Annotated in this window: 21 protein-coding genes and 1 pseudogene; 11 read left to right on the plus strand and 11 right to left on the minus strand. The window is 64.9% G+C overall.

Features of this window, described 5'->3' with window-relative positions; genetic code table 11:
* Positions 1-11: 11 nt before the first annotated feature.
* Genes flgG through flgH form a run of 3 tightly spaced genes read left to right on the plus strand, consistent with a single transcriptional unit; the run spans position 12 to position 2,669 of the window.
* Positions 12-800, plus strand: a complete 789-nt coding sequence (flgG, locus tag QW881_RS21915) for a flagellar basal-body rod protein FlgG (protein WP_315756560.1) — start codon at positions 12-14, stop codon at positions 798-800.
* A gap of 19 nt (positions 801-819) precedes the next feature.
* A complete protein-coding gene (flgA, locus tag QW881_RS21920; protein WP_316159058.1) occupies positions 820-1,887 on the plus strand; it encodes a flagellar basal body P-ring formation chaperone FlgA in 1,068 nt (355 codons plus the stop codon).
* A gap of 5 nt (positions 1,888-1,892) precedes the next feature.
* Positions 1,893-2,669, plus strand: a complete 777-nt coding sequence (flgH, locus tag QW881_RS21925; protein ID WP_315756561.1) for a flagellar basal body L-ring protein FlgH — start codon at positions 1,893-1,895, stop codon at positions 2,667-2,669.
* 395 nt (positions 2,670-3,064) lie between these two features.
* Here the strand turns inward: flgH and QW881_RS21930 are convergent, their stop codons facing one another.
* Positions 3,065-3,247 carry a hypothetical protein gene (locus tag QW881_RS21930; protein WP_315756562.1) on the minus strand — a complete coding sequence of 61 codons (183 nt, stop codon included), beginning with the start codon at positions 3,245-3,247 and terminating at the stop codon, positions 3,065-3,067.
* A 205-nt stretch (positions 3,248-3,452) separates the two neighbouring features.
* Here QW881_RS21930 and QW881_RS21935 point away from each other — a divergent pair, with 205 nt between their 5' ends.
* Both QW881_RS21935 and QW881_RS21940 read left to right on the plus strand, forming a co-directional pair.
* The gene (locus QW881_RS21935; protein ID WP_315756563.1) at positions 3,453-3,887 is read left to right on the plus strand and encodes a type II toxin-antitoxin system RelE/ParE family toxin; all 435 of its coding nucleotides are present in this window, start codon (positions 3,453-3,455) and stop codon (positions 3,885-3,887) included.
* Positions 3,888-3,895: 8 nt separating this feature from the next.
* A complete protein-coding gene (locus QW881_RS21940; protein ID WP_315756564.1) occupies positions 3,896-4,174 on the plus strand; it encodes a HigA family addiction module antitoxin in 279 nt (92 codons plus the stop codon).
* 39 nt (positions 4,175-4,213) lie between these two features.
* Here the strand turns inward: QW881_RS21940 and QW881_RS21945 are convergent, their stop codons facing one another.
* The 4 genes from QW881_RS21945 to QW881_RS21960 form a co-directional block, all read right to left on the minus strand.
* Positions 4,214-5,005 (minus strand): 2-keto-4-pentenoate hydratase, encoded by a 792-nt coding sequence (locus QW881_RS21945; RefSeq protein ID WP_315756565.1) that lies wholly within the window; start codon positions 5,003-5,005, stop codon positions 4,214-4,216.
* Positions 5,006-5,298: 293 nt separating this feature from the next.
* On the minus strand, positions 5,299-7,398 hold the full coding sequence (locus tag QW881_RS21950; RefSeq protein WP_315756566.1) for a sensor histidine kinase: 2,100 nt from the start codon (positions 7,396-7,398) through the stop codon (positions 5,299-5,301).
* Between the two features lie 229 nt (positions 7,399-7,627).
* Positions 7,628-7,993 (minus strand): RNA polymerase-binding protein DksA, encoded by a 366-nt coding sequence (gene dksA, locus QW881_RS21955; protein WP_170323279.1) that lies wholly within the window; start codon positions 7,991-7,993, stop codon positions 7,628-7,630.
* Between the two features lie 228 nt (positions 7,994-8,221).
* Positions 8,222-8,833, minus strand: coding sequence for an NAD(P)-dependent oxidoreductase (locus QW881_RS21960; protein WP_315756567.1), 612 nt, complete (start codon positions 8,831-8,833; stop codon positions 8,222-8,224).
* A 143-nt stretch (positions 8,834-8,976) separates the two neighbouring features.
* On the opposite strand from QW881_RS21960, the gene QW881_RS21965 reads away from it, so the two are divergent.
* Entirely contained in the window at positions 8,977-9,351 is a 375-nt protein-coding gene (locus tag QW881_RS21965) for a helix-turn-helix domain-containing protein (RefSeq protein WP_315716006.1), read from the plus strand.
* A 14-nt stretch (positions 9,352-9,365) separates the two neighbouring features.
* On the opposite strand, the gene QW881_RS21970 is transcribed toward QW881_RS21965, so the two are convergent.
* The gene (locus tag QW881_RS21970; protein ID WP_315716005.1) at positions 9,366-9,779 is read right to left on the minus strand and encodes a flagellar assembly protein FliX; all 414 of its coding nucleotides are present in this window, start codon (positions 9,777-9,779) and stop codon (positions 9,366-9,368) included.
* Positions 9,780-10,048: 269 nt separating this feature from the next.
* Here QW881_RS21970 and QW881_RS21975 point away from each other — a divergent pair, with 269 nt between their 5' ends.
* From QW881_RS21975 to QW881_RS21990, 4 genes are all read left to right on the plus strand, one after another.
* The gene (locus QW881_RS21975) at positions 10,049-11,173 is read left to right on the plus strand and encodes a flagellar basal body P-ring protein FlgI (protein ID WP_315738786.1); all 1,125 of its coding nucleotides are present in this window, start codon (positions 10,049-10,051) and stop codon (positions 11,171-11,173) included.
* Positions 11,173-11,559: a flagellar assembly peptidoglycan hydrolase FlgJ gene (gene flgJ / locus QW881_RS21980; RefSeq protein WP_315756568.1), complete on the plus strand. Its 387-nt coding sequence runs from the start codon at positions 11,173-11,175 to the stop codon at positions 11,557-11,559. Before QW881_RS21975 ends, flgJ begins: the two co-directional genes overlap by 1 nt.
* A gap of 56 nt (positions 11,560-11,615) precedes the next feature.
* Positions 11,616-12,101, plus strand: a complete 486-nt coding sequence (locus tag QW881_RS21985) for a hypothetical protein (RefSeq protein WP_315756569.1) — start codon at positions 11,616-11,618, stop codon at positions 12,099-12,101.
* Between the two features lie 212 nt (positions 12,102-12,313).
* Positions 12,314-12,700, plus strand: a complete 387-nt coding sequence (locus QW881_RS21990) for a hypothetical protein (RefSeq protein WP_315738790.1) — start codon at positions 12,314-12,316, stop codon at positions 12,698-12,700.
* A gap of 92 nt (positions 12,701-12,792) precedes the next feature.
* On the opposite strand, the pseudogene QW881_RS21995 reads toward QW881_RS21990, so the two are convergent.
* The 4 genes and pseudogenes from QW881_RS21995 to QW881_RS22010 form a co-directional block, all read right to left on the minus strand.
* Positions 12,793-13,115: pseudogene (locus QW881_RS21995) on the minus strand (hypothetical protein).
* A 77-nt stretch (positions 13,116-13,192) separates the two neighbouring features.
* Complete coding sequence (gene flaF, locus QW881_RS22000) at positions 13,193-13,558, minus strand: flagellar biosynthesis regulator FlaF (RefSeq protein ID WP_315738793.1); 366 nt, start codon at positions 13,556-13,558, stop codon at positions 13,193-13,195.
* 370 nt (positions 13,559-13,928) lie between these two features.
* Entirely contained in the window at positions 13,929-15,500 is a 1,572-nt protein-coding gene (locus QW881_RS22005; RefSeq protein WP_315756570.1) for a flagellin, read from the minus strand.
* A 226-nt stretch (positions 15,501-15,726) separates the two neighbouring features.
* Positions 15,727-17,274 carry a flagellin gene (locus QW881_RS22010; protein WP_315756571.1) on the minus strand — a complete coding sequence of 516 codons (1,548 nt, stop codon included), beginning with the start codon at positions 17,272-17,274 and terminating at the stop codon, positions 15,727-15,729.
* 389 nt (positions 17,275-17,663) lie between these two features.
* On the opposite strand from QW881_RS22010, the gene flbT reads away from it, so the two are divergent.
* Positions 17,664-18,089, plus strand: a complete 426-nt coding sequence (flbT, locus tag QW881_RS22015; protein WP_315715996.1) for a flagellar biosynthesis repressor FlbT — start codon at positions 17,664-17,666, stop codon at positions 18,087-18,089.
* A 183-nt stretch (positions 18,090-18,272) separates the two neighbouring features.
* Here flbT and QW881_RS22020 read toward each other — a convergent pair.
* Positions 18,273-18,648: flagellin (locus QW881_RS22020; protein WP_315812670.1), on the minus strand; the 376-nt coding region annotated here is incomplete at its 5' end.

Consider the following 18,648-nt stretch of genomic DNA (forward strand, 5'->3'; position numbering starts at 1 on the left):
GGAGACGTGACATGCAGGCGCTTCACACCGCTGCGACCGGAATGGCGGCACAGGAACTCAACGTTCAGGTGATCTCCAACAACATCGCCAACCTGCGCACCACCGGCTTCAAGAAGCAGACGGTGGCGTTCCAGGACCTGATCTACGAGCACATGCGCCGCGTCGGCGCGCAGTCGTCGGACCAGGGCACGATCCTCCCCGTCGGCATCGACATCGGCGGCGGCGTCAAGACCGTCGGCACGCCGCGCTCGATGACGCAAGGCACGCTGTCGCAGACCGGCAACGATCTCGACCTCGCGATCTCGGGCGAGGGCTTCTTCAAGATCCTGATGCCCGACGGCACCTTCCAATACACCCGCGACGGCACCTTCCAGATGGACAATCAGGGCCGCATCGTCACCGCGCAGGGCAACCCGGTGCAGCCGACGATCACGATCCCGCAGAACGCCTCGGGCATCACCGTCAACGCGCAGGGCCAGGTCTCGGTGACGCTGCCGGGCTCGACCACCTCGAACATCATCGGCCAGCTCCAGGTCACCCGTTTCATCAACAAGGCCGGCCTGCAGCCGGTCGGCAACAACCAGTTCACCGACACGCCGTCGTCGGGCGCACCGCAGGACGGCGTCGCCAACCAGGATGGCCTCGGCAGCATCACCCAGGGCAGCCTGGAGCAGGCCAACGTCGATGTCGTCAGCGAGATGAGCGAGCTGATCGCCGCCCAGCGCGCCTATGAGATGAACGCCAAGGTCATTTCGGCCGCCGACCAGATGCTGCAATCGACCACTGCGCTGTTCCGCTGAGGTTCGAAGGGAGATCGCCATCATGACCCGCACCGTCCGTCCCTTCCTGCTCGCAGCCGCCCTGCTCGCCTCGACCGCGCTGTCGGCGCTGGCCGGCGAGGCCGACGACCAGATCAAGGCGCCCGTGCTGCGCTCCACCGTCAACGTCACCGGTGACATCGTGCGCGTCGGCGACCTGATCGACAATGCGGGCGTCGCGGCCAACATCGCCGTCTACCGCGCGCCCGATCTCGGCACGACCGGCGTGCTGCCGGCCGCGCAGGTGATCGCGACCCTGCGCACCCACCAGGTCATCGGCGTCGAGGTCCGCGACATCAAGGAGGTCGCGGTCACGCGGCTGGCCCGCGCCATCGACGCCAAGGAGATCAGCACGGCAGTGGCCCAGGCGCTCGATCACCGCAACGGGCTTGGCGATGCCGCGAACCTCAGCATCAGCTTCGACCAGCCGGTGCAGGATCTCAAATTCGAGGCCTCGACGTCAGGCACGCTGGCGCCGACCAGCGCCCGCTTCGACCCCCGCAGCGGCCGCTTCGACGTCACCTTCGAGCTCGGCCATGCCAATGGCGCCAGCCCGACCAAGCTGCGCTACACCGGCACGGCGATCGAGACCGTCGAGGCCGTGGTGCTGACCCGCAACATCGATCGCAACGAGATGATCCGCTCAGGCGACCTGCAGACCGAGCGGCGGCCGCGCGCCGAGCTCGGCGGCGGCGAGCCTGCCTCGCGCGAGCTCGCAGTGGGCATGCAGATGCGCCGCGCGGTGCGCGCGGGTCAGGCGCTGAAGACCACCGACCTCGCCAAGCCCGACCTCGTGCAGCGCGACCAGGCGGTCACACTGATCTACCAGACCGCCGGCATCTATCTCACCACGCGCGGCAAGGCGCTGGAGTCGGGCACCGAAGGCGACGTCGTCAGCGTGCTCAATCTGCAGTCCAAGCGCACCGTGACCGGCCGCGTCTCGGGTCGCGGCCAGGTCTCCGTCGACATCGCCGTCGCCAAGCCGGCGCAGACCTCCGAAGCCGACATCGCCGCGCCCGTCGCCGTCGCCAGCCGCCTTCCTACCTCCGCCACCCCGAAAGCCGAGTAAGTTTCATGTCGAAGTTCAAGTTTGATGGTCGGGGCGCCTCGAGCCTGCGCCGGGTCGCGCTGATCTCGGTCTCGTTCGCAGTGCTGTCGATCGCCGGCGGATGCTCCTCGATCGACCGGCTGTCGCAGATCGGCGAGCGGCCGAAGCTGACGGAGATCGACAATCCGACCACGCAGCCTGGCTACAAGCCGGTGCAGATGCCGATGCCGAAGCCCGAGGCGGTGTCCTATGCCCCGAACTCGCTGTGGCGCAACGGCTCGCGCGCCTTCTTCAAGGACCAGCGCGCCCATCAGGTCGGCGATCTCCTCACCGTGACCGTCAGCATCTCCGACAAGGCCAACATCGCCAATGAGACCCAGCGCAGCCGCAGCGGCAAGGAGGACTCGGGGATCACCGATTTCATCGGCTCGAAGACGATCACGCAGGCAAACAAGATCCTGCCCGGCCGCATCCTCACCGAGGACTCCTCCTCGTCCTCCGACGGCAAGGGCACAATCCAGCGCTCGGAAACGCTGACCACCAGCGTCGCCGCAGTCGTGACGCAGGTGCTGCCGAACGGCAACCTCGTCGTCGAGGGCAAGCAGGAGATTCGGGTCAACTACGAAATCCGCGAGCTGATCGTGGCCGGCATCGTCCGGCCCGAGGACATTCAGAGCGACAACACCATCGACTCCACCAAGATCGCCCAGGCTCGTATCTCCTACGGCGGCCGCGGCCAGATCTCCGACGTCCAGCAGCCGCGCTACGGCCAGCAGGTGATGGACATCCTGCTGCCGTTCTGAGGCGAACCTCAGCATCGAAGACCGGGCGGAGCCTCGCCCGGTCGCTCAAGAAAGCCGCCGACGCGATGACCTCGCAATCCGGCAATCGAAACTAGGACCAGGAGACAGGACAGAAATCCCTCCCGCGCCGGAGGGTCGGACAAGGGATTGGCCGAGCGCGACACGGATCAGGAATGCCCCGCTGCCGCCGCCCTTCTCTGAAAACAAGCTCCCACATTGCCCAATGCGAACCTAGGCGCGGCGGGTGATGTATACGCGGCCTCCGGTAGCTCCCCTGCCGGAGGCCGTGTTCGTTCTGGGGACCCCCGTCCAACTCGAGGACGGCCGGGAGACCAATCGATCGCAGTGAAGTCGGCAGGCGCAGCATCGCTCTCTGCAACTCACTGAGAGCCATGTCAGCCGACCGTTGCTTGCAGCCGATCCAGCATTCGCCGTTCCATCGCGAAGGCACGGGCATTCCCGCGCTCCATCATGGTCCCTGCCGCAACACCGACGCGGGCCCGGGGATTTGGCAACGGGTCGAGATCGACATTATCGAGAATACGGGTCCCGTAGAGTCGCAAGGCGTCATCGAGCATCCAGACTGGCTCATCATGGCCGTTCTGTTCGTGATCCGCTCAGATTGTCCCTGACGATGGCTCATGGAGACCCTCCGCCTCTCTGTCAGGATACACACGCGCGCCCTCGTAGGCGACTACGCCAGCCGCTTGATGCCCGGCCTTGTCTTTGTTCTCTTTTTGTTCTATATTATCCGATCGTTTGGACATTGCGGGAGTGCGAGGGATGTCGGGTGAGGGCTTTCACCCGACCCTGCCCCCTCGTGTCGGTGAATTTGTGAAACGACCGCGGCGCAATGGGATGACTCCAAATCCGCACAAGATTGCTCACTGTAAAACGACACTTGACATTGTCAAATGCTCCTTTACGATTGGTGAAGCTGTGATCGAGAGCTTCCGGCACAAGGGACTTCGTCGGTTGTTCGAAGAGAACAAAGCAGCCGGTGTAAACCCCGAACATGTCCGAAAGATCAGACAGGTCCTTGCCGTGCTGGAGGAAGCTGAGACGATCCAGGCGCTCGATCTTCCGACCTTTCGACTTCATGCCCTGAAAGGGGACCTGAGGAACTTCTGGGCCGTCACCGTTCGCGCTAACTTGCGGATCGTTTTTCGGTTCGAGGATGGCCGTGCGTGGGACGTTGACCTCGTCGACTATCATTGAGTGCACAGATGACGATGAAGAACCCACCCCACCCCGGCGAACTGCTCGGCGATACGCTCGAGGAAATCGGCGTCAGCATCACCGCCGCGGCTCTGGGACTTGGGATCACCCGGCAGCAGCTCCATAACGTCATCGCGGGACGCTGCGGCATCACGGCCGAGATGGCGGTGAAGCTCGAGAAAGCCATCGGCAGCACCGCCGACACCTGGCTCAAGATGCAGATGGCTCACGATCTGGCCGAGGTGCGCAAGCGGCCGTGCAACGTGAAGCGGCTGGTGCCGATGTAAAGCCGCTTGGCCGACAGCCGGCTTACGACGTCGGCGGGATCATACGAACGTCGCCTCGACCACACCGAGGCCGTCCAGCTCCATCCGCACCCGGTCGCCAACGCCAAGCCATATGGTCTTGACCAGGCTGCCGGTCAGGACGAGCTGCCCGGCCTCGAGCCCGTCACCACCGGCGGCGAGATGATTGGCAAGCCAGGCCAGCGCATGGACCGGATGTCCCAGCACATCCGCACCAGTGCCCTCGCCGACCAGGGTGCCGTTGACGATCGCTCGGCCCTGCACCGCGGCCAAGTCCGCTACGGCAGCGCGCGGGAGCGCCGGGCCGAGGACGCAGCCGGCAGCAAAGAAATCGTCGGCGACGAGAGTCGGCGCCCCCAGCGTCTGCCATTGCACATAACGGTCGTCGACGATCTCGATCGCCGCATGACAGTCGCCGATCGCCTCGACGACACGATCCATGGTGAACGGCGCGTCCAACGGCAGCAGGTCGTGCTTGAGCCGCACGGCGATCTCGCATTCGACGCCCACGCGAACGAAGTCGGCCGTGCGCAATCCGACCCCCGTCTGGTGAACGCCGCGCGCGAACACCCCGCCGGAGCAGGGATGCGGAATGCCAAGATAGTCCTGCATCACCTTGCTGGTGCAGCCGATCTTGTAGCCGGCGAAGTCACCGGCCTGTTCGGCGAGCAGCCAATGGACTTCACGCTGGATCTCGTAGCCGGCAGCTTCATCCTTCGGCTGAAGCTGCGGCGGCAGAGCGCCCAAGGGCGCCCGCCGCTTGCGGGCATCTACAATCAGTTGCGCAGCGGCAAGGATCTCGTCTGCTCCCATGGCCCTTCAACTCCCCTGGCCCGCGGCCCGAACCGGCATCGCAGGACTTATGGTGAACGGATTGTTTATAAACGAGATTTTGGCTCCCATCTCAGCTTCATCAACAATTTGAGACGGCGCGGCCGCGGGCGCAAGCGGCACTTTCAACCGACCAGCCGCCCGTAACCAGTACCTCGCTCATCGGCATTGCCGTCTCTGCGCCGATACCCCGGACGCGGGTATGGCAGAGCGCGATGGCGAGGCCATGTGAGGCCATGTCAGGACCAGCCGAGCGGCGCTTCGCGCGCTGACGCTCAACTCGCCTCGCCCGTTGCGGCCATCGAGCTCTCGTCACGTGTCGTGAGCCAGGGCAGCTCGAACTGGCAGGTCAGCCCGCTCTCGGCAAATGTGCGCTGCAGATGCCTGACCGTGCGGGTCAGCAGCCGGCTGCCGAAGCCGACCACCGGAGGCTCGCGCGCCGGCGGGCCGCCGCTCTCCTGCCAACGGACATGCAGCGCGTCCTGGGCCAACGACCAGCTGACATCGACGTGACCGTTGGGTGTGGTGAGCGCGCCATATTTGCTGGCGTTGCAGGCCATCTCGTGGATGACGAGAGCCAGCTGCGTCGTCAGCTCGACCGGGACCAGGATGGCGGGGCCGCTGGTGGCGAGTTGATCCGGTGTGCTGGCGAACGGCGCGACCTGACTCCTGATGAGGGCGGCGAGATCGGCGCCCTGCCAGTCGTTCTCCGCAAGGCTCGTGTGCGCCGTCGCCAGCGCATGCAGGCGTGACGTGAAATCGCGGACCTTGGCGTCGTGCCGCGGCAGCAGCTGATGCGCCAGCGATTGCACCACGGCGAGGCTGTTCTTGACGCGATGGGCGAGCTCATGCACGAGCAGCTCGCGCTTGCGGTCGGCTTCCTTCGCGGCCGTGACGTCGATGTTGACGCCGATCATGTACGGATCACCGCCGCCCTCGCCGCCCAACATGCGGGCGCGCGCCTCGATCCACCGGATCGAGCCGTCGGGCAGCGGCACCCGCCATTCCGAATCGAGCTCCCCGGTGGTCAGCGCCTGCTTGTTGTCCTGGTCGGCACGCGCCTGGTCCTCGGGATGCACCAGCGCCAGCCAGTCGTCATAGGTCCCTGGGAATGTGCCCGGCTGGAGGCCATAGAGCTCCTCGATCTCGTCGGACCAGTGGCTGGCGCCGGACCTGCCGTCCCAGGTAAAGGTGCCAAGCCGTCCGTATTTCGCGGCGAGTTTGAGCTGCCCGGCCGTGCGCGACGCATCGTCCCTGGCTTGGGCGAGCATCCCGAAATTCTCCTGGATGACGCGCGCACTCTCCGCCTGCGCCTTTTCGGCCGCAGCCAGTCGGGCGTTGAGCGCCCGGACCTCCGGAGGATCGGAGGGCGCGGCCTCGCCGGGGATGGCGCTCTTGACGGCGATGCTTTCGAGCGGCCGGGCGATGCTTCGGCCGATGCCGGCCGCCAGCAGCAGCGCCAGGGCACAGATCGTCGTCGCCACGATGGTCGCGGTCTGCACCGTCGAGGAGATCGCCTGGGCGAAGGCCGCCTGCTTGATGCCGACGCCGACCGTCCACTCGCTCAGCTGGGGACGCGCATTGGCGTTGATGACACGATCGCCCTCGATCGACGGAAACTCCGCGATCCCCTCGGCCTTGGCAGTCGCCCGCCATCCAGCCGACGCCAGCTGCCCGGTCGTGGTGGCGTTCTTCGGGATGCGCGAAATGTAGCGGCCCTGGCCGTCCATGATGCCGACGAGCCAGTCGGCCGGCAGCTGCTGCTGGGCCAGCAGCCGGGTGTAGTTCGCGGCCGGCATGGCGATCGACAGGCAACGGAACGGCTTGCCGTCCTTGACGACGGGGACATCGACGGTCGCCACCCACGCGCCGGAATTGGGATCAGTGAAGATGTCGGAGATCGACGGCCGCCCCGACTGAAAAGCCCGCTCCTGCGAGCGCCGGCCTTCGGGCGTGCGCTCGCCGAGCGGCTTGCCCGGCGTCGCCCCGGTGTTGAGCAGGATGCGGCCGCTCGCGTCGGACACGATGATCCAGCCTTCGCCGCTGACCGCACCGACGCGGCGCGCCTCCGCCTCGAAGTCGCTGAGATCGGCCGCGCCGAGATCCGGAGACTTGCCCAGCACCTCGGCGAGCGCGATGTAGCGCCGCAATTCGGCGTCGACGGCACCGGAGATCGTCTGGGCGGCATAGGACAGACCGCGCCGAATCGAGGCGTCGGCGGATTGCGCCATCGACACGATGACATAGGCAATCAGTCCGACGCAGGGCAGGAACAGAATGCCGGCCAGCAGAAGGAGGCGTCCCTTGATGCTCAGGGCGCCGTAGGAGCGCTGCATCGTCGCCAGCGCGCCTCTGGCTATGTCCGGCTCGCCCATGATTCCCCGCGGCGTTCCGAGATGGAACCGCAGACAATTCAGCAGACGCGAAAAAGTTCCGGACGTTTGGAAAATACAAAAGCGCTTGTGGCACTGCTGGCACGCAGACCGCTCGGGTGCCGAGACACACCGTCGACCTCGCGCGCACCGGCGCCGTCTCAGCAACAGATGCTGCGGCCGCACCCGGCAGGCGGCCGCAATCCCCGCTCGTTCAGGTCAATGTCGCGACCTACTCGTCGCGATAGACCTTTTCACGCTTCTCGTGGCGTTCCTGCGCCTCCACCGACAGCGTCGCAATGGGCCGGGCCTCGAGCCGCTTCAGCGAAATCGGCTCGCCGGTCTCCTCGCAATAGCCGTAGGTGTTGTCCTCGATGCGCTGGAGCGCCGCGTCGATCTTGGAGATCAGCTTGCGCTGGCGGTCACGGGCGCGAAGCTCGATCGCCCGGTCGGTCTCCGACGACGCGCGGTCGGCGAGGTCCGGATGGTTCACGTTCTCCTCCTGCAGAGCCTGCAGGGTGAGCTTCGATTCGCGCAGGATCTCCTCCTTCCATGCCAGCAGCTTGGCGCGGAAATAGTCGCGCTGGCGTTCGTTCATGAAAGGCTCTTTTTCGGAAGGTTTGTAGTTCTTCAACTTTTCCAAGGTCAGCCCATCTGTACGTGCTGGCGCCGGTTTCGGCACCGGCGGACGGAATACGCCCGTTCGCGGCCGCGTTATATAGCGGCCTCATGTGACAGACAATATTTCCATCGGCACGGGCGCCCCGCCGTTCGGGCCGTTGCACAGGCAAATTCGGCCGCAGCCGGCGGGACGCCGTGGCCGGCCTCAGTAACCGACCGTGAAACGGGCCTGCCGGTGCGCCGGACGCTCGATTTCGTCGGCCATCGCGACCGCGAAGTCCTCGAAGGTGATGAAACTCTTGCCGTCGGCATCGACCAGCAACTGGTCCGTTCCGAGCCGGAACTTGCCCGTGCGGGCGCCGAAATCGATCATCGCCGACGGCGACAGGAAGGTCCAGTCGAGCTCCTTCTCCTGGCGCAGACGGTCCAGGAACGCGGCGCCCTTCTCCGCTTCGGCCTTGTAGGCGGCCGGAAAGCCGGGCGTCGTCACCAGCCGCACACCCGGCGCGACCTCGAGCGAGCCGGCGCCGCCGACCACGAGGTAACGCGATACGCCGGAGTCCTTGGCCGCCCCGATCAGGGTCTCGACATCGCTGGCCGAGAAATGAATCGCGCTGATCGCGACGTCATGACCGGCCCAGAGCTTCGCCAGCGCGGCGCGGTCGTTGGCATCGCCCCGCACCGCCTTGACGTTGGCGTGACCGGCGATCTTCTCCGGGTTGCGGGCGATGCCGGTGACCTGGTGGCCGCGGCTGGCCAGCTCGGCGGTAATGCGGGACCCGGCACGGCCGGACGCGCCGGCGACGGCGATCTTCATGGGGAGCTCCTATGTTCGAGATCACGAGGTCGGATCCGAGATCTGGACGAAGCCGCCTCGGTATCCGATAGTGACTAGATAGCGGAACGAATGCTGGTGTTAAGAGCGCACTTTAAGATCACCTGGTCACGCCGGAGTAACCGATGAGAGCCGCGAACGTCTATTCGGCCGACTGCCCAACGCGACAGATCCTCGATCGCGTCGGCGACAAATGGGCCGTGCTGATCCTGATCCTGCTGCGCAACGAACCGTTGCGCTTCAATCAGTTGCGGCGGTCGATCGAAGGGATTTCGCAGAAGATGCTGTCCCAGGTGCTGAAGAGCCTGGAGCGCGACGGCCTGGTGCGGCGGCGCGCGATCGCAACCGTCCCGGTCACCGTCGAATATTCGATCACGCCGCTCGGGCTGACGCTCGCCGCCGCGGTCGATCCGCTGCGCGACTGGGCCGAGCGCCATCTCAAGGAAGTCACCGCCGCGCAGCGGCGCTACGACGCGCAACAGCCGTCGAAGGCGGCTTGAACGCGCGAAGCGTCTCAGCTCCGCCCGGCCTTGGCGAGCTCGACCTCGACGCGCAGCTCGATCTCGGAGAGGATCGCATCCAGTCCCGGGTCGCCCGAGGTCTGCTTCAGGTCGGCCGCGGCATCGCGCAGCCGCAGCGCCATCGCGGTGTCGAGCTTGCCGGACAGCAGCGTCAGCTTGAGATCATCGAGCACGTCGAGCGCGCGCTTGCCGCGCTGGACCGAGCGCTTGCGGCGCTCCGCCGGCTCCTCCTCGATACCCTGCAGCGCCAGCAGCGCATCGATGTTCGCCGTCTGCTTGGGCGCGAGCGTCGCGCGCGTGTCCTGCGTGGTGCCGACGTCAGGCAGCTTGAAGCCGCTGGACGAGGCCTTCCGCGTGGAGCTGGTCGACGAGCCCAGGGTCGTGCCGTTCGGTCCGTAGATGCGCATCGATGGCTCCCGCAAGCTTCGCGTGTCGAGCGGGAGATTGGCTCCGCCGTGGTTAACGGTGCGTAAACGGCCCGGCAAATTCTGCCGGGGCGGCAGCTTCGTTCCCCCGGAGTCCCCCCGGACCGCGACAAAGCTTCGAGTCGATTTCACACTCTTTCAATGAGTTAGCCCGGAGCATCGCCGTGGCACGACGCTCGCATAGTTAACGTCGATCATGCGGTCATGGGAGTGGCCGAGTGATCGCTTGAAGAGTTCGAGGGGAGCATAGGATGCGACGCGTCCGAACTACGCGCCTGTTTCAGGTCGCCTGCGCCGCCGTGCTGGCGCTGGCATCTACCGTCATGTCTGCGAATGCGACCTCGCGGATCAAGGATCTCGCCAATATCGAGGGCGTGCGCCAGAACCAGTTGATCGGCTATGGCCTCGTGGTCGGCCTCAACGGCACCGGCGACACGCTGAACAACATCCCCTTCACCAAGCAGTCGCTGCAGGCGATGCTCGAGCGCATGGGCGTCAACATCCGCGGCGCCACCATCCGCACCGGCAACGTCGCCGCTGTCATGGTCACCGGCAACCTGCCGCCATTCGCGACGCAAGGCACGCGCATGGACGTCACGGTGTCCGCGCTCGGCGACGCCAAGAACCTGCAGGGCGGCACCCTGCTCGTCACCCCCCTGCTCGGCGCCGACGGCAACGTCTATGCGGTGGCGCAGGGCTCGCTCGCGATCTCCGGCTTCCAGGCCGAGGGCGAGGCCGCCAAGATCGTGCGCGGCGTGCCGACCGTCGGCCGCATCGCCAACGGCGCCATCATCGAGCGCGAGATCGAGTTCGCGCTGAACCGGCTGCCGAACGTGCGGCTCGCCCTGCGCAACGCCGACTTCACCACCGCAAAGCGCATCGCCGCCGCCATCAACGATTTCCTCGGCGTCAAGACCGCCGAGCCGATCGACCCTTCGACGGTGCAGCTCAGCGTTCCCGCCGAGTTCAAGGGCAACGTCGTCGCCTTCCTGACCGAGATAGAGCAGTTGCAGGTCGATCCTGATCTCGCCGCCAAGATCGTCATCGACGAGCGCTCCGGCATCATCGTGATGGGCCGCGACGTGCGCGTGGCGACCGTCGCCGTGGCGCAAGGCAACCTGACCGTCACGATCTCCGAAAGTCCGCAGGTCAGCCAGCCCAATCCACTGTCGCGCGGCCGCACCGTGGTCACACCGCGCACCAGCGTCGGTGTCACCGAGGAAGGCAAGAAGTTCGCGGTCGTCAAGGACGGCGTGTCCTTGCAGCAGCTGGTCGACGGCCTCAACGGCCTCGGCATCGGTCCCCGCGACCTGATCAGCATCCTGCAGGCCATCAAGGCGGCGGGTGCCATCGAAGCCGACATCGAGGTGATGTGATGGCGACGTCCTTCATCGACTCCTATCATGGCCGCGTCGCTCTCAACATGCCGACGGCCGCGGCCGTCACCGCGCCGCGCACCGATCTCGATCTCGCCGAGGCCCTGACCAAGGTCTCGCCCAAGGCGCAGGCCAGGGCCAAGGCGACGGCGACCGACTTCGAAGCAATGTTCCTCAACAGCATGTTTTCGCAGATGACCAGCGGCGTGAAGGGCGAAGGACCGTTCGGCGACACGCCGGGCACCGGCGTCTGGCGCTCGATGCTGACGGAGCAATATTCCAAGAACTTCGCCAAGGCCGGCGGCGTCGGCATCTCCAACGACGTCTTCCGCACTCTCATCCTGCAACAGGCCGGCAGCAGCTCCGGCGCCAACGGCAAAGCGTAAATGTTCGCGTGACAAGCGCGTGGGCGGCAAACGCTCACGCCGAAGGGAGTTATGAAATGACCGCACAGGGCCAAGCGAAGAAGACGACCTACGCCGCCGCCACCAGCGCCGCAGAGGCACGCGCGCTCGCCGACGAGATGGTGAGCGTCATGAGCGAGCTGATCGCGGTCATCGAGCAGGAGACCGAGCTGGTCCGCGCCGGCAAGCTGCGCGAAGGCATGGCGTTCGGCCCGAAGAAGACCGAGCTGTCCCGCCACTACGTCACGACCGTGGGCCGCCTCAAGGCGAGCCAGGATTTCATGAAGCAGACCGCGCCGGAGCTGCTCGCCACCCTGCACCGCCACCACGACACCTTCCGCGCCTTGCTGCAGGTGAACCTGACCGTGCTGGCGACTGCGCACGCGATCTCGGAAAAGATCGTGCGCGGCGTCAATGCCGAGGTTCAGCGCAAGAACATCCCCAGCACGTATACCGCCGGCGGCCGCCGCGCCGCCCCGGGCGCACGGCACCTCACCCCGCTCGCCGTCAGCCGGACGCTCTGAGCCTCACCACCGGCACCCCCCCTGCATTGCAGCGCCGCGCCGCCTCGAGGGCCGCGCGGCCGTCGCCGTTTAACGCTCGGATAAGCTTAAAAGGCCCTGGCGGATCACAACGCGCCGTTCATCCTATTTCCTAACATAACGTTGATTGGTCATCGGCATAGTTGCATGCGGGATGGGTTGGGAATTGACTCGATGGCCATGAGGAGGCTGCCATGAGTTCCGATTTCAGCGTAAGAGCGGTAGGGACGCCAGCGTCCGTACCGATAATTCCGCCGTCGAGCCAGGCGGTGGTGAGCGCTGTTCCAACGGACCTTCCTCCCAGCCAGACCGTGACCGCGGCCGAGCCCGGCGCCTCCGTGCGCAACGACGTCCCGGTCAACGTCGCGAACGATCTGTCGGTGTCGCGGCAGGCCTATTACGATCGCGCCGCTGCCGCCCTGGTGTTCCAGGTGGTCAACCGCAAGACCGATCAGGTCGTGACCCAATATCCGGATGAGGCCGTGCTGCGCCGCCGGGCCTACTTCAACACGCTCGACCTGCAGAAGGATATGCAGAAGGCGGACGTGCCGCGCGTCGTGGCGACCGATCGCACCGCCTGAGCCCCCACGGGGCCGACCGCTTCATTCCGCCGCCGCCTGCACGCCGCCCCACCGGGCGGCGTTGTCATATCGAGCGGCGCAGCTTTGGCGGATCAACTGCTCCGGGTCGCGTAGGCGGTGTCGAGATAGGTCTGGCCCGAGGCGGCGTGGTGACCACGTTCTTGATCTGGGCCTTGCCGTTGCCGGTCAGCGTGAACTTCGTATCGCCGATCCTGAACGCATTATCCTTGATCAGCACGTCCTGATACTTGTTCACGCCCTCGCTCTGGTAGCGAACCTTGGCGCGAAAGCCCTCGACGTTGGAGACCGAGACCGTGAACAACTTCCCGTTGGCATATTTTCCGCTCCAGCCGCCCTGATAGAGCGTCGGATCGACGGCCACGTATTTGCTGCTGCTTCGCGCCGTACTGAGCAGGTTCGACTAGTAGGACGCAGACAGGATGCTGGTGATATCGGTCATGACGACGCGCCACCCGCCCCTGTCCCCGACGGTCAGCTCCGCCCGGACAATCCCGCGGCGATGTGGCAGTTGATGTCGATCAGCGACTTGAGCTTCGCCGGATCCGGATCCATCTGCATCTCGATCGTCTGCTTCATCACGAACACACCGATGTTGGCGATGTTCTGGCGGATGTCGAGCGGATTCGGATTGTCGTCCGCCTCCATCGCGCTCATGAAGATCGTCCACAAGCGACGATTGAAGAGCAGAGCCTTGTACATGTTGCGATCGGGGCCGCTCCAATTGGCCTGGACTTCCTGAAGCTGCCGTGCCGCTTTCAACAGAGCCTGAGCTTCGATCTCCCGTGGTGATGCCGTCGTCTGCGACGTGCGGGCATAGGCTTGAGCGGCATATGACATCAACTACTCCGGACTAACGCAGGGACACGACCAAACTGCTCAGGTTTTGTACTTTGCGTGCCTTTAAAATATGGTTAGCAGCCGTTAGCGGAATTCGTTTCGTAGCGTCACGGAGCACCGCAAATCGCCTTGTTTGGTGCACCTCTTAATTTCTTGCGAACGCGATGATTCAAAATATCCGGACGAGGATCGTACGTTGTTCATCACGTCTCGGCGGCGCGAACTACGCGAACAACGGCGCCTCACGCAGCTCACCCACCGCCACCGACATCGAACGGAGACCCGCGCTGCCACGCACGGCATAGCCAAAAGCAGAAGCGGCGGGCATGGCCCGCCGCTTCGATGAGATATCATTCCAGCGCGTTCGCGCTTAGCGCAGGAGCTGCAGCACGCTCGCCTGCGACTGATTGGCCAGCGCGAGCGCGGAGACCGCGATCGACTGGCGCGTCGACAGCGCCTGGCTGTTGGCCGCCTCCTCGTTGGTGTCGGCCAAGGTCAGGTTCGACGAACCGGTCTGCAGCACGTTGATCAGGTTCTTGTTGAAGTCCTGACGGACCTGCACGATCGACAGGTTCGAGCCGAGCGACGACGCCTCGGAGCGGATCGCCGTCGATGCGCTGTTCAATGTCGACAACACCTTGTTGGCCGAGTTGCTGTCGAGGAAGTCGGTTCCGACGACCAGCGCCGACAGCCCGAGACCGGTGCTGTTGAAGGTCACGCCGGTGATGTTCAGCGTGGACCGTCCGGTCTCGTTGAATACCAGCTTGAGCGTATCGCCGTTGAGCAGGTTGATGCCGTTGAACGAGGCGTCCTGCGCCGTGGTGTCGATCTGCGCCAGCACGTTGTTGTACTGGGCGATCAATCCGGCGCGTGTGGTCTGCGAGTTGGTGTCGGCCACCGGCGTGGATGCGGTCACACCATTGAAGGCCTGGCTCGCCGCCGTGGAGGAGCCGGCCACCGCGCCGATCGTCGAAGACGCCGCTTCATTGGTGGTCAGGATCGTGAGCTGGCCGGTCGTGCTGAGGCTTGCCTGCAGATTGTTGGCCGCGAGCGCGGTATTGAGCTGTGCCAGAGTGGATATCTGCGAAGCGCCGGTGCCGAATGTTATGTTCGTGGCGACACCACCTCCTGTCGAGGCTATGGTCAGTGTCTGTCCTGACAATGCAGGCGGATTGCGTGTCGTGGTTGCGGCCGTCAATCCGAGCTTGGCCAGGGCCGTTCCTGAGACCGTCAAATCCTGCGCCGTGCCTGTCGCGAGCGATATCTGGCCGCCGCTGACCGTGGACGGCGTCGCAGTCGCACCGGTCACCGAGTCGATCGCCGCCAGGAGGTTGCTGACGGTGTCGCCGACGCCAATGTTGGTACCGGCCGAGACCGAGCCGGCCACGAAGGTGAACACGACACCGTTGACCACGAGCGTATCGCCGGTGGTGACGCTGCTCGCCAGGTCGTTCGAGGTCGAGCTCGCCGTACCCGACAGCCTGGTGGATCCGGTGATCGCAACGGCCGAGCTGAGGTTGTCGTTGTTGACCACGGAGCCGGTCACGAACTTGTTCGAGGAGCTGCCGAGCAGGTTGTTGGCCGTCGCCCCCGGAATGACCGCGGAGGTCACGCTCGACTTTGTCGTGTACCCCGTCGGGGCCTGGAGGACCTGGCTTGCGATCGACTTGGCGCTGTCGACGAGCTTCTGAAGCGAGGTGAGACCGGTATTCGCAGCCTGGAGAACCTGGACACCGTTGCCGATGCTGTCGAGCAGATTCGCAATGTCGCTCGCGCGGTTGTTGAGCGATTGCGAGGTGAAGAATTCGGTGGGGTTATCGAGCGCCGTGTTGACCTTGTTGCCGGTGGCCAGGTTGTTTTGAGTCGTGGCCAGCAGCGATGCGGTGTTTTGCAGCGCCAGCAGGTTTTGGCGAACCGAAGCCGAGAGAACGATACCGGACATATGTGTGAAACCTTCCTAGTTATTCACCAGGAGGTTCTAGTCCAGCCACTTTTAAAACATGGTTAATGGCGCTTTAAATTTCTTGCTTAACGACTGGTTGCGATCCTTGGCTCCACTCGCGTCCGGTTCCGTGCCAGTATTGATACGGGCCGGATGGCCCAACCAGGCGAAAAAAGCGGCGGGGTTTCCCCCGCCGCCTTCGTTGTCGAGATGCGATGCCTGCGGATCAGCGCAGCAGCTGCAGCACGCTCGCCTGCGACTGGTTGGCGAGCGACAGCGCGGACACCGCGATCGACTGGCGGGTCGACAGCGCCTGGCTGTTGGCCGCTTCCTCGTTGGTGTCGGCCAGCGTCAGGTTCGACGAGCCGGTCTGCAGCACGTTGATCAGGTTCTTGTTGAAGTCCTGACGGATCTGCACCACCGACAGGTTCGAGCCCAGCGTGGAGGCTTCCGACCGCAGCGTCGAGCTCGCCGAGTTCAACAGGGTGATCACCTTGTTCGCCGAGTTGTTGTCGAGGAAGTCGGTGCCCGAGGTGAGGTTCGACAGGCCAAGACCGCCGGTGTTGAAGGTCACACCGGTGATCGAGAGCGTCGACTTGCCGTTCTCGTTGAAGGTCAGCTTCAGCGTGTCGCCGTTGAGCAGGTTGACACCGTTGAACGAGGCATCGGCCGCGGTCGTGTTGATCTGCGCCAGCACGTTGTTGTACTGCGAGACCAGGCTCGCGCGCTGCGTCTGCGCGGTCGCATCCGCCACCGGAGCCGCCGCCGTCAGACCGTTGAAGGCCTGGCTGGATGCAGCCGACGTACCGCCGATCGCACCGATCGTGGCCGAAGCCGCGTCGTTGGTCGTGGTGATCGAGATCTTGCCGGTGGTATCGATCGAGGCTTGCAGGTTGTTGGCCGCGAGCTTGGTGTTGAGATCGTTCAGCGACTTGACCTGCCCTGTCCCTAGACCGAACGTGACACTCGTCGCCGTGCCTCCCCCTGTCGCGCCGATCGTCAAGGTCTGACCTGACAAGCCGTCGCCGACAGCAGTCAGCCCGAGCTTGCCCAAGGTGCCGGTGCTGCCCGAGAGCGTCAATCCCGCCGCCGGCGGCGTCAAGGTGATCGCACCCGCGGTGATCGACGCGGTCACGCCGGTCTGGGTCTGGATCGCCGACAGCAGGTTGCTGACGCTGTCGCCGATGCCGATGTTGGTGCCGGACGAGGACGTGCCGGTGACGAAGGTGAAGGTGGTGCCGTTGACGACCAGCGTCTCACCCGAGGTGATGCCGGTGGCGAGGTTGTTCGACGCGGTGCCCGCCGTGCCCGACAGCTTGGTCGAGCCGGTGATCGCCACCGCGCTCGAGGTGTTGTCGTTGTTCACAACCGAGCCGGTCACAGCCGTCGAGCTGGAACCGAGCAGGTCAGTGGCGGTCGCGCCGGTCAGAGCCGCCGAGGTGACGCTTGACTTGGTGGAATAGCCCACGGAGCTCTGCAGCACCTGGTTGGCGATCGACTTGGCGCTATCGACGAGCTTCTGCAGCGAGGTGATGCCGGTGTTCGCGGCCTGCAGCACCTGCACGCCGTTGCCGATGCCGTCGAGCAGATTGGAGATGTCGGAAGCGCGGTTGTCGAGACCCTGGGCGGTGAAGAAGTTGGTCGGATTGTCGAGCGCCGAGTTGACCTTCTTGCCCGTGGAGAGGTTGTTCTGGGTGGTGGCGAGGAGCTGAGCCGTCGACTGAAGCGAGAGCAGATTCTGACGCACCGACGCCGAGAGAACAATACCTGACATTTTCATACCCTTCTGGTGTGAAACAAACTGCCCGATCCATTCAGGATCAAGGCGAAGCCCGTCGGTGACTGCACCACCGGGCGACGGGCGTTAAGGTAAATGCGAGCGGCTAACAAACAGTGAAGTCACGACCGCTCGCGGTCCCCGATGCGCGGCAACGGCACGGCCGCGCGGAGGTGATTTCTGCCGCGGATCACCTTGAAAACACCGCATATTCGCCGGGCGTGCGCGGCCGTTTACCGTCCGTTAACCATGATCGGAAAGGATTGCTGCGCGCCGACCGATCGAGCGCGCAGACTCCCCGCGCGATTTAGACTGGCAGCCGGACTGGTCACCGGCCTCGACGCAGCAGGTTGGGCGCCGCGCCGCCGCGGCAACGGAGAACGAGAATGGCCCTGAAAGTCGAACTGAAGCCGCATGAGCGCATCATCATCGGCTCCTGCGTGATCACCAACACCGACCAGCGCGCGCGCCTCTTGATCGACGGCGAGAACATTCCGATCCTGCGCGAGAAGGACATCCTGACGCCGGAGACGGCCGACACGCCGGCCAAGCTCGTCTATCTTGCGGTCCAGCTGATGTACATCTCGCCGGGCGCAGACGCGGATCACGGCACCTATTTCAACCTGCTGCGCGACATCATCACGACGGTGCCGAGCGCCTGGCCGATCATCGAGGCGATCAACGGCCATATCCTCAACGGCGATCTCTACCAGGCGCTGAAGGAAGCCAAGAAGCTCGTCGCCTACGAGAAGAAGCTGATCGAGCAGGCCGAAGCTGAACAGCAGGACAAGCCGGTGAGCTCGGCGGCCTGAGCCTCCGCCGAACACATCGTAGATCGAAGGCCCGGCCCCGCCCATGGCGGGCCGGCTTTTTTGTCCTGACGGGCTCGTCGCAATACGCCATCCGCACCGTCGGCCCCCCTCCTCGTCCCCTCCAATGAAAAGCGGCGGGGTTTCCCCCCGCCGCCTTCGTTGTCGAGATGCGATGCCTGCGGATCAGCGCAGCAGCTGCAGCACGCTCGCCTGCGACTGGTTGGCGAGCGACAGCGCGGACACCGCGATCGACTGGCGGGTCGACAGCGCCTGGCTGTTGGCCGCTTCCTCGTTGGTGTCGGCCAGCGTCAGGTTCGACGAGCCGGTCTGCAGCACGTTGATCAGGTTCTTGTTGAAGTCCTGACGAACCTGCACGACAGAGAGGTTCGAACCCAGCGTGGAGGCCTCGTTGCGCAGCGTGGAGCTCGCCGAGTTGAGCACGCCGATGACCTTGTTCGCCGAGCTGTTGTCGAGGAAGTCGGTGCCCGAGGTCAACGTCGAGAGGCCGAGGCCCGCCGAGTTGAACGTGACACCAGTGATCGACAGCGTCGACTTGCCG

The organism is Bradyrhizobium sp. SZCCHNS3016 (genome assembly GCF_032484535.1).
Lineage (GTDB): Bacteria > Pseudomonadota > Alphaproteobacteria > Rhizobiales > Xanthobacteraceae > Bradyrhizobium.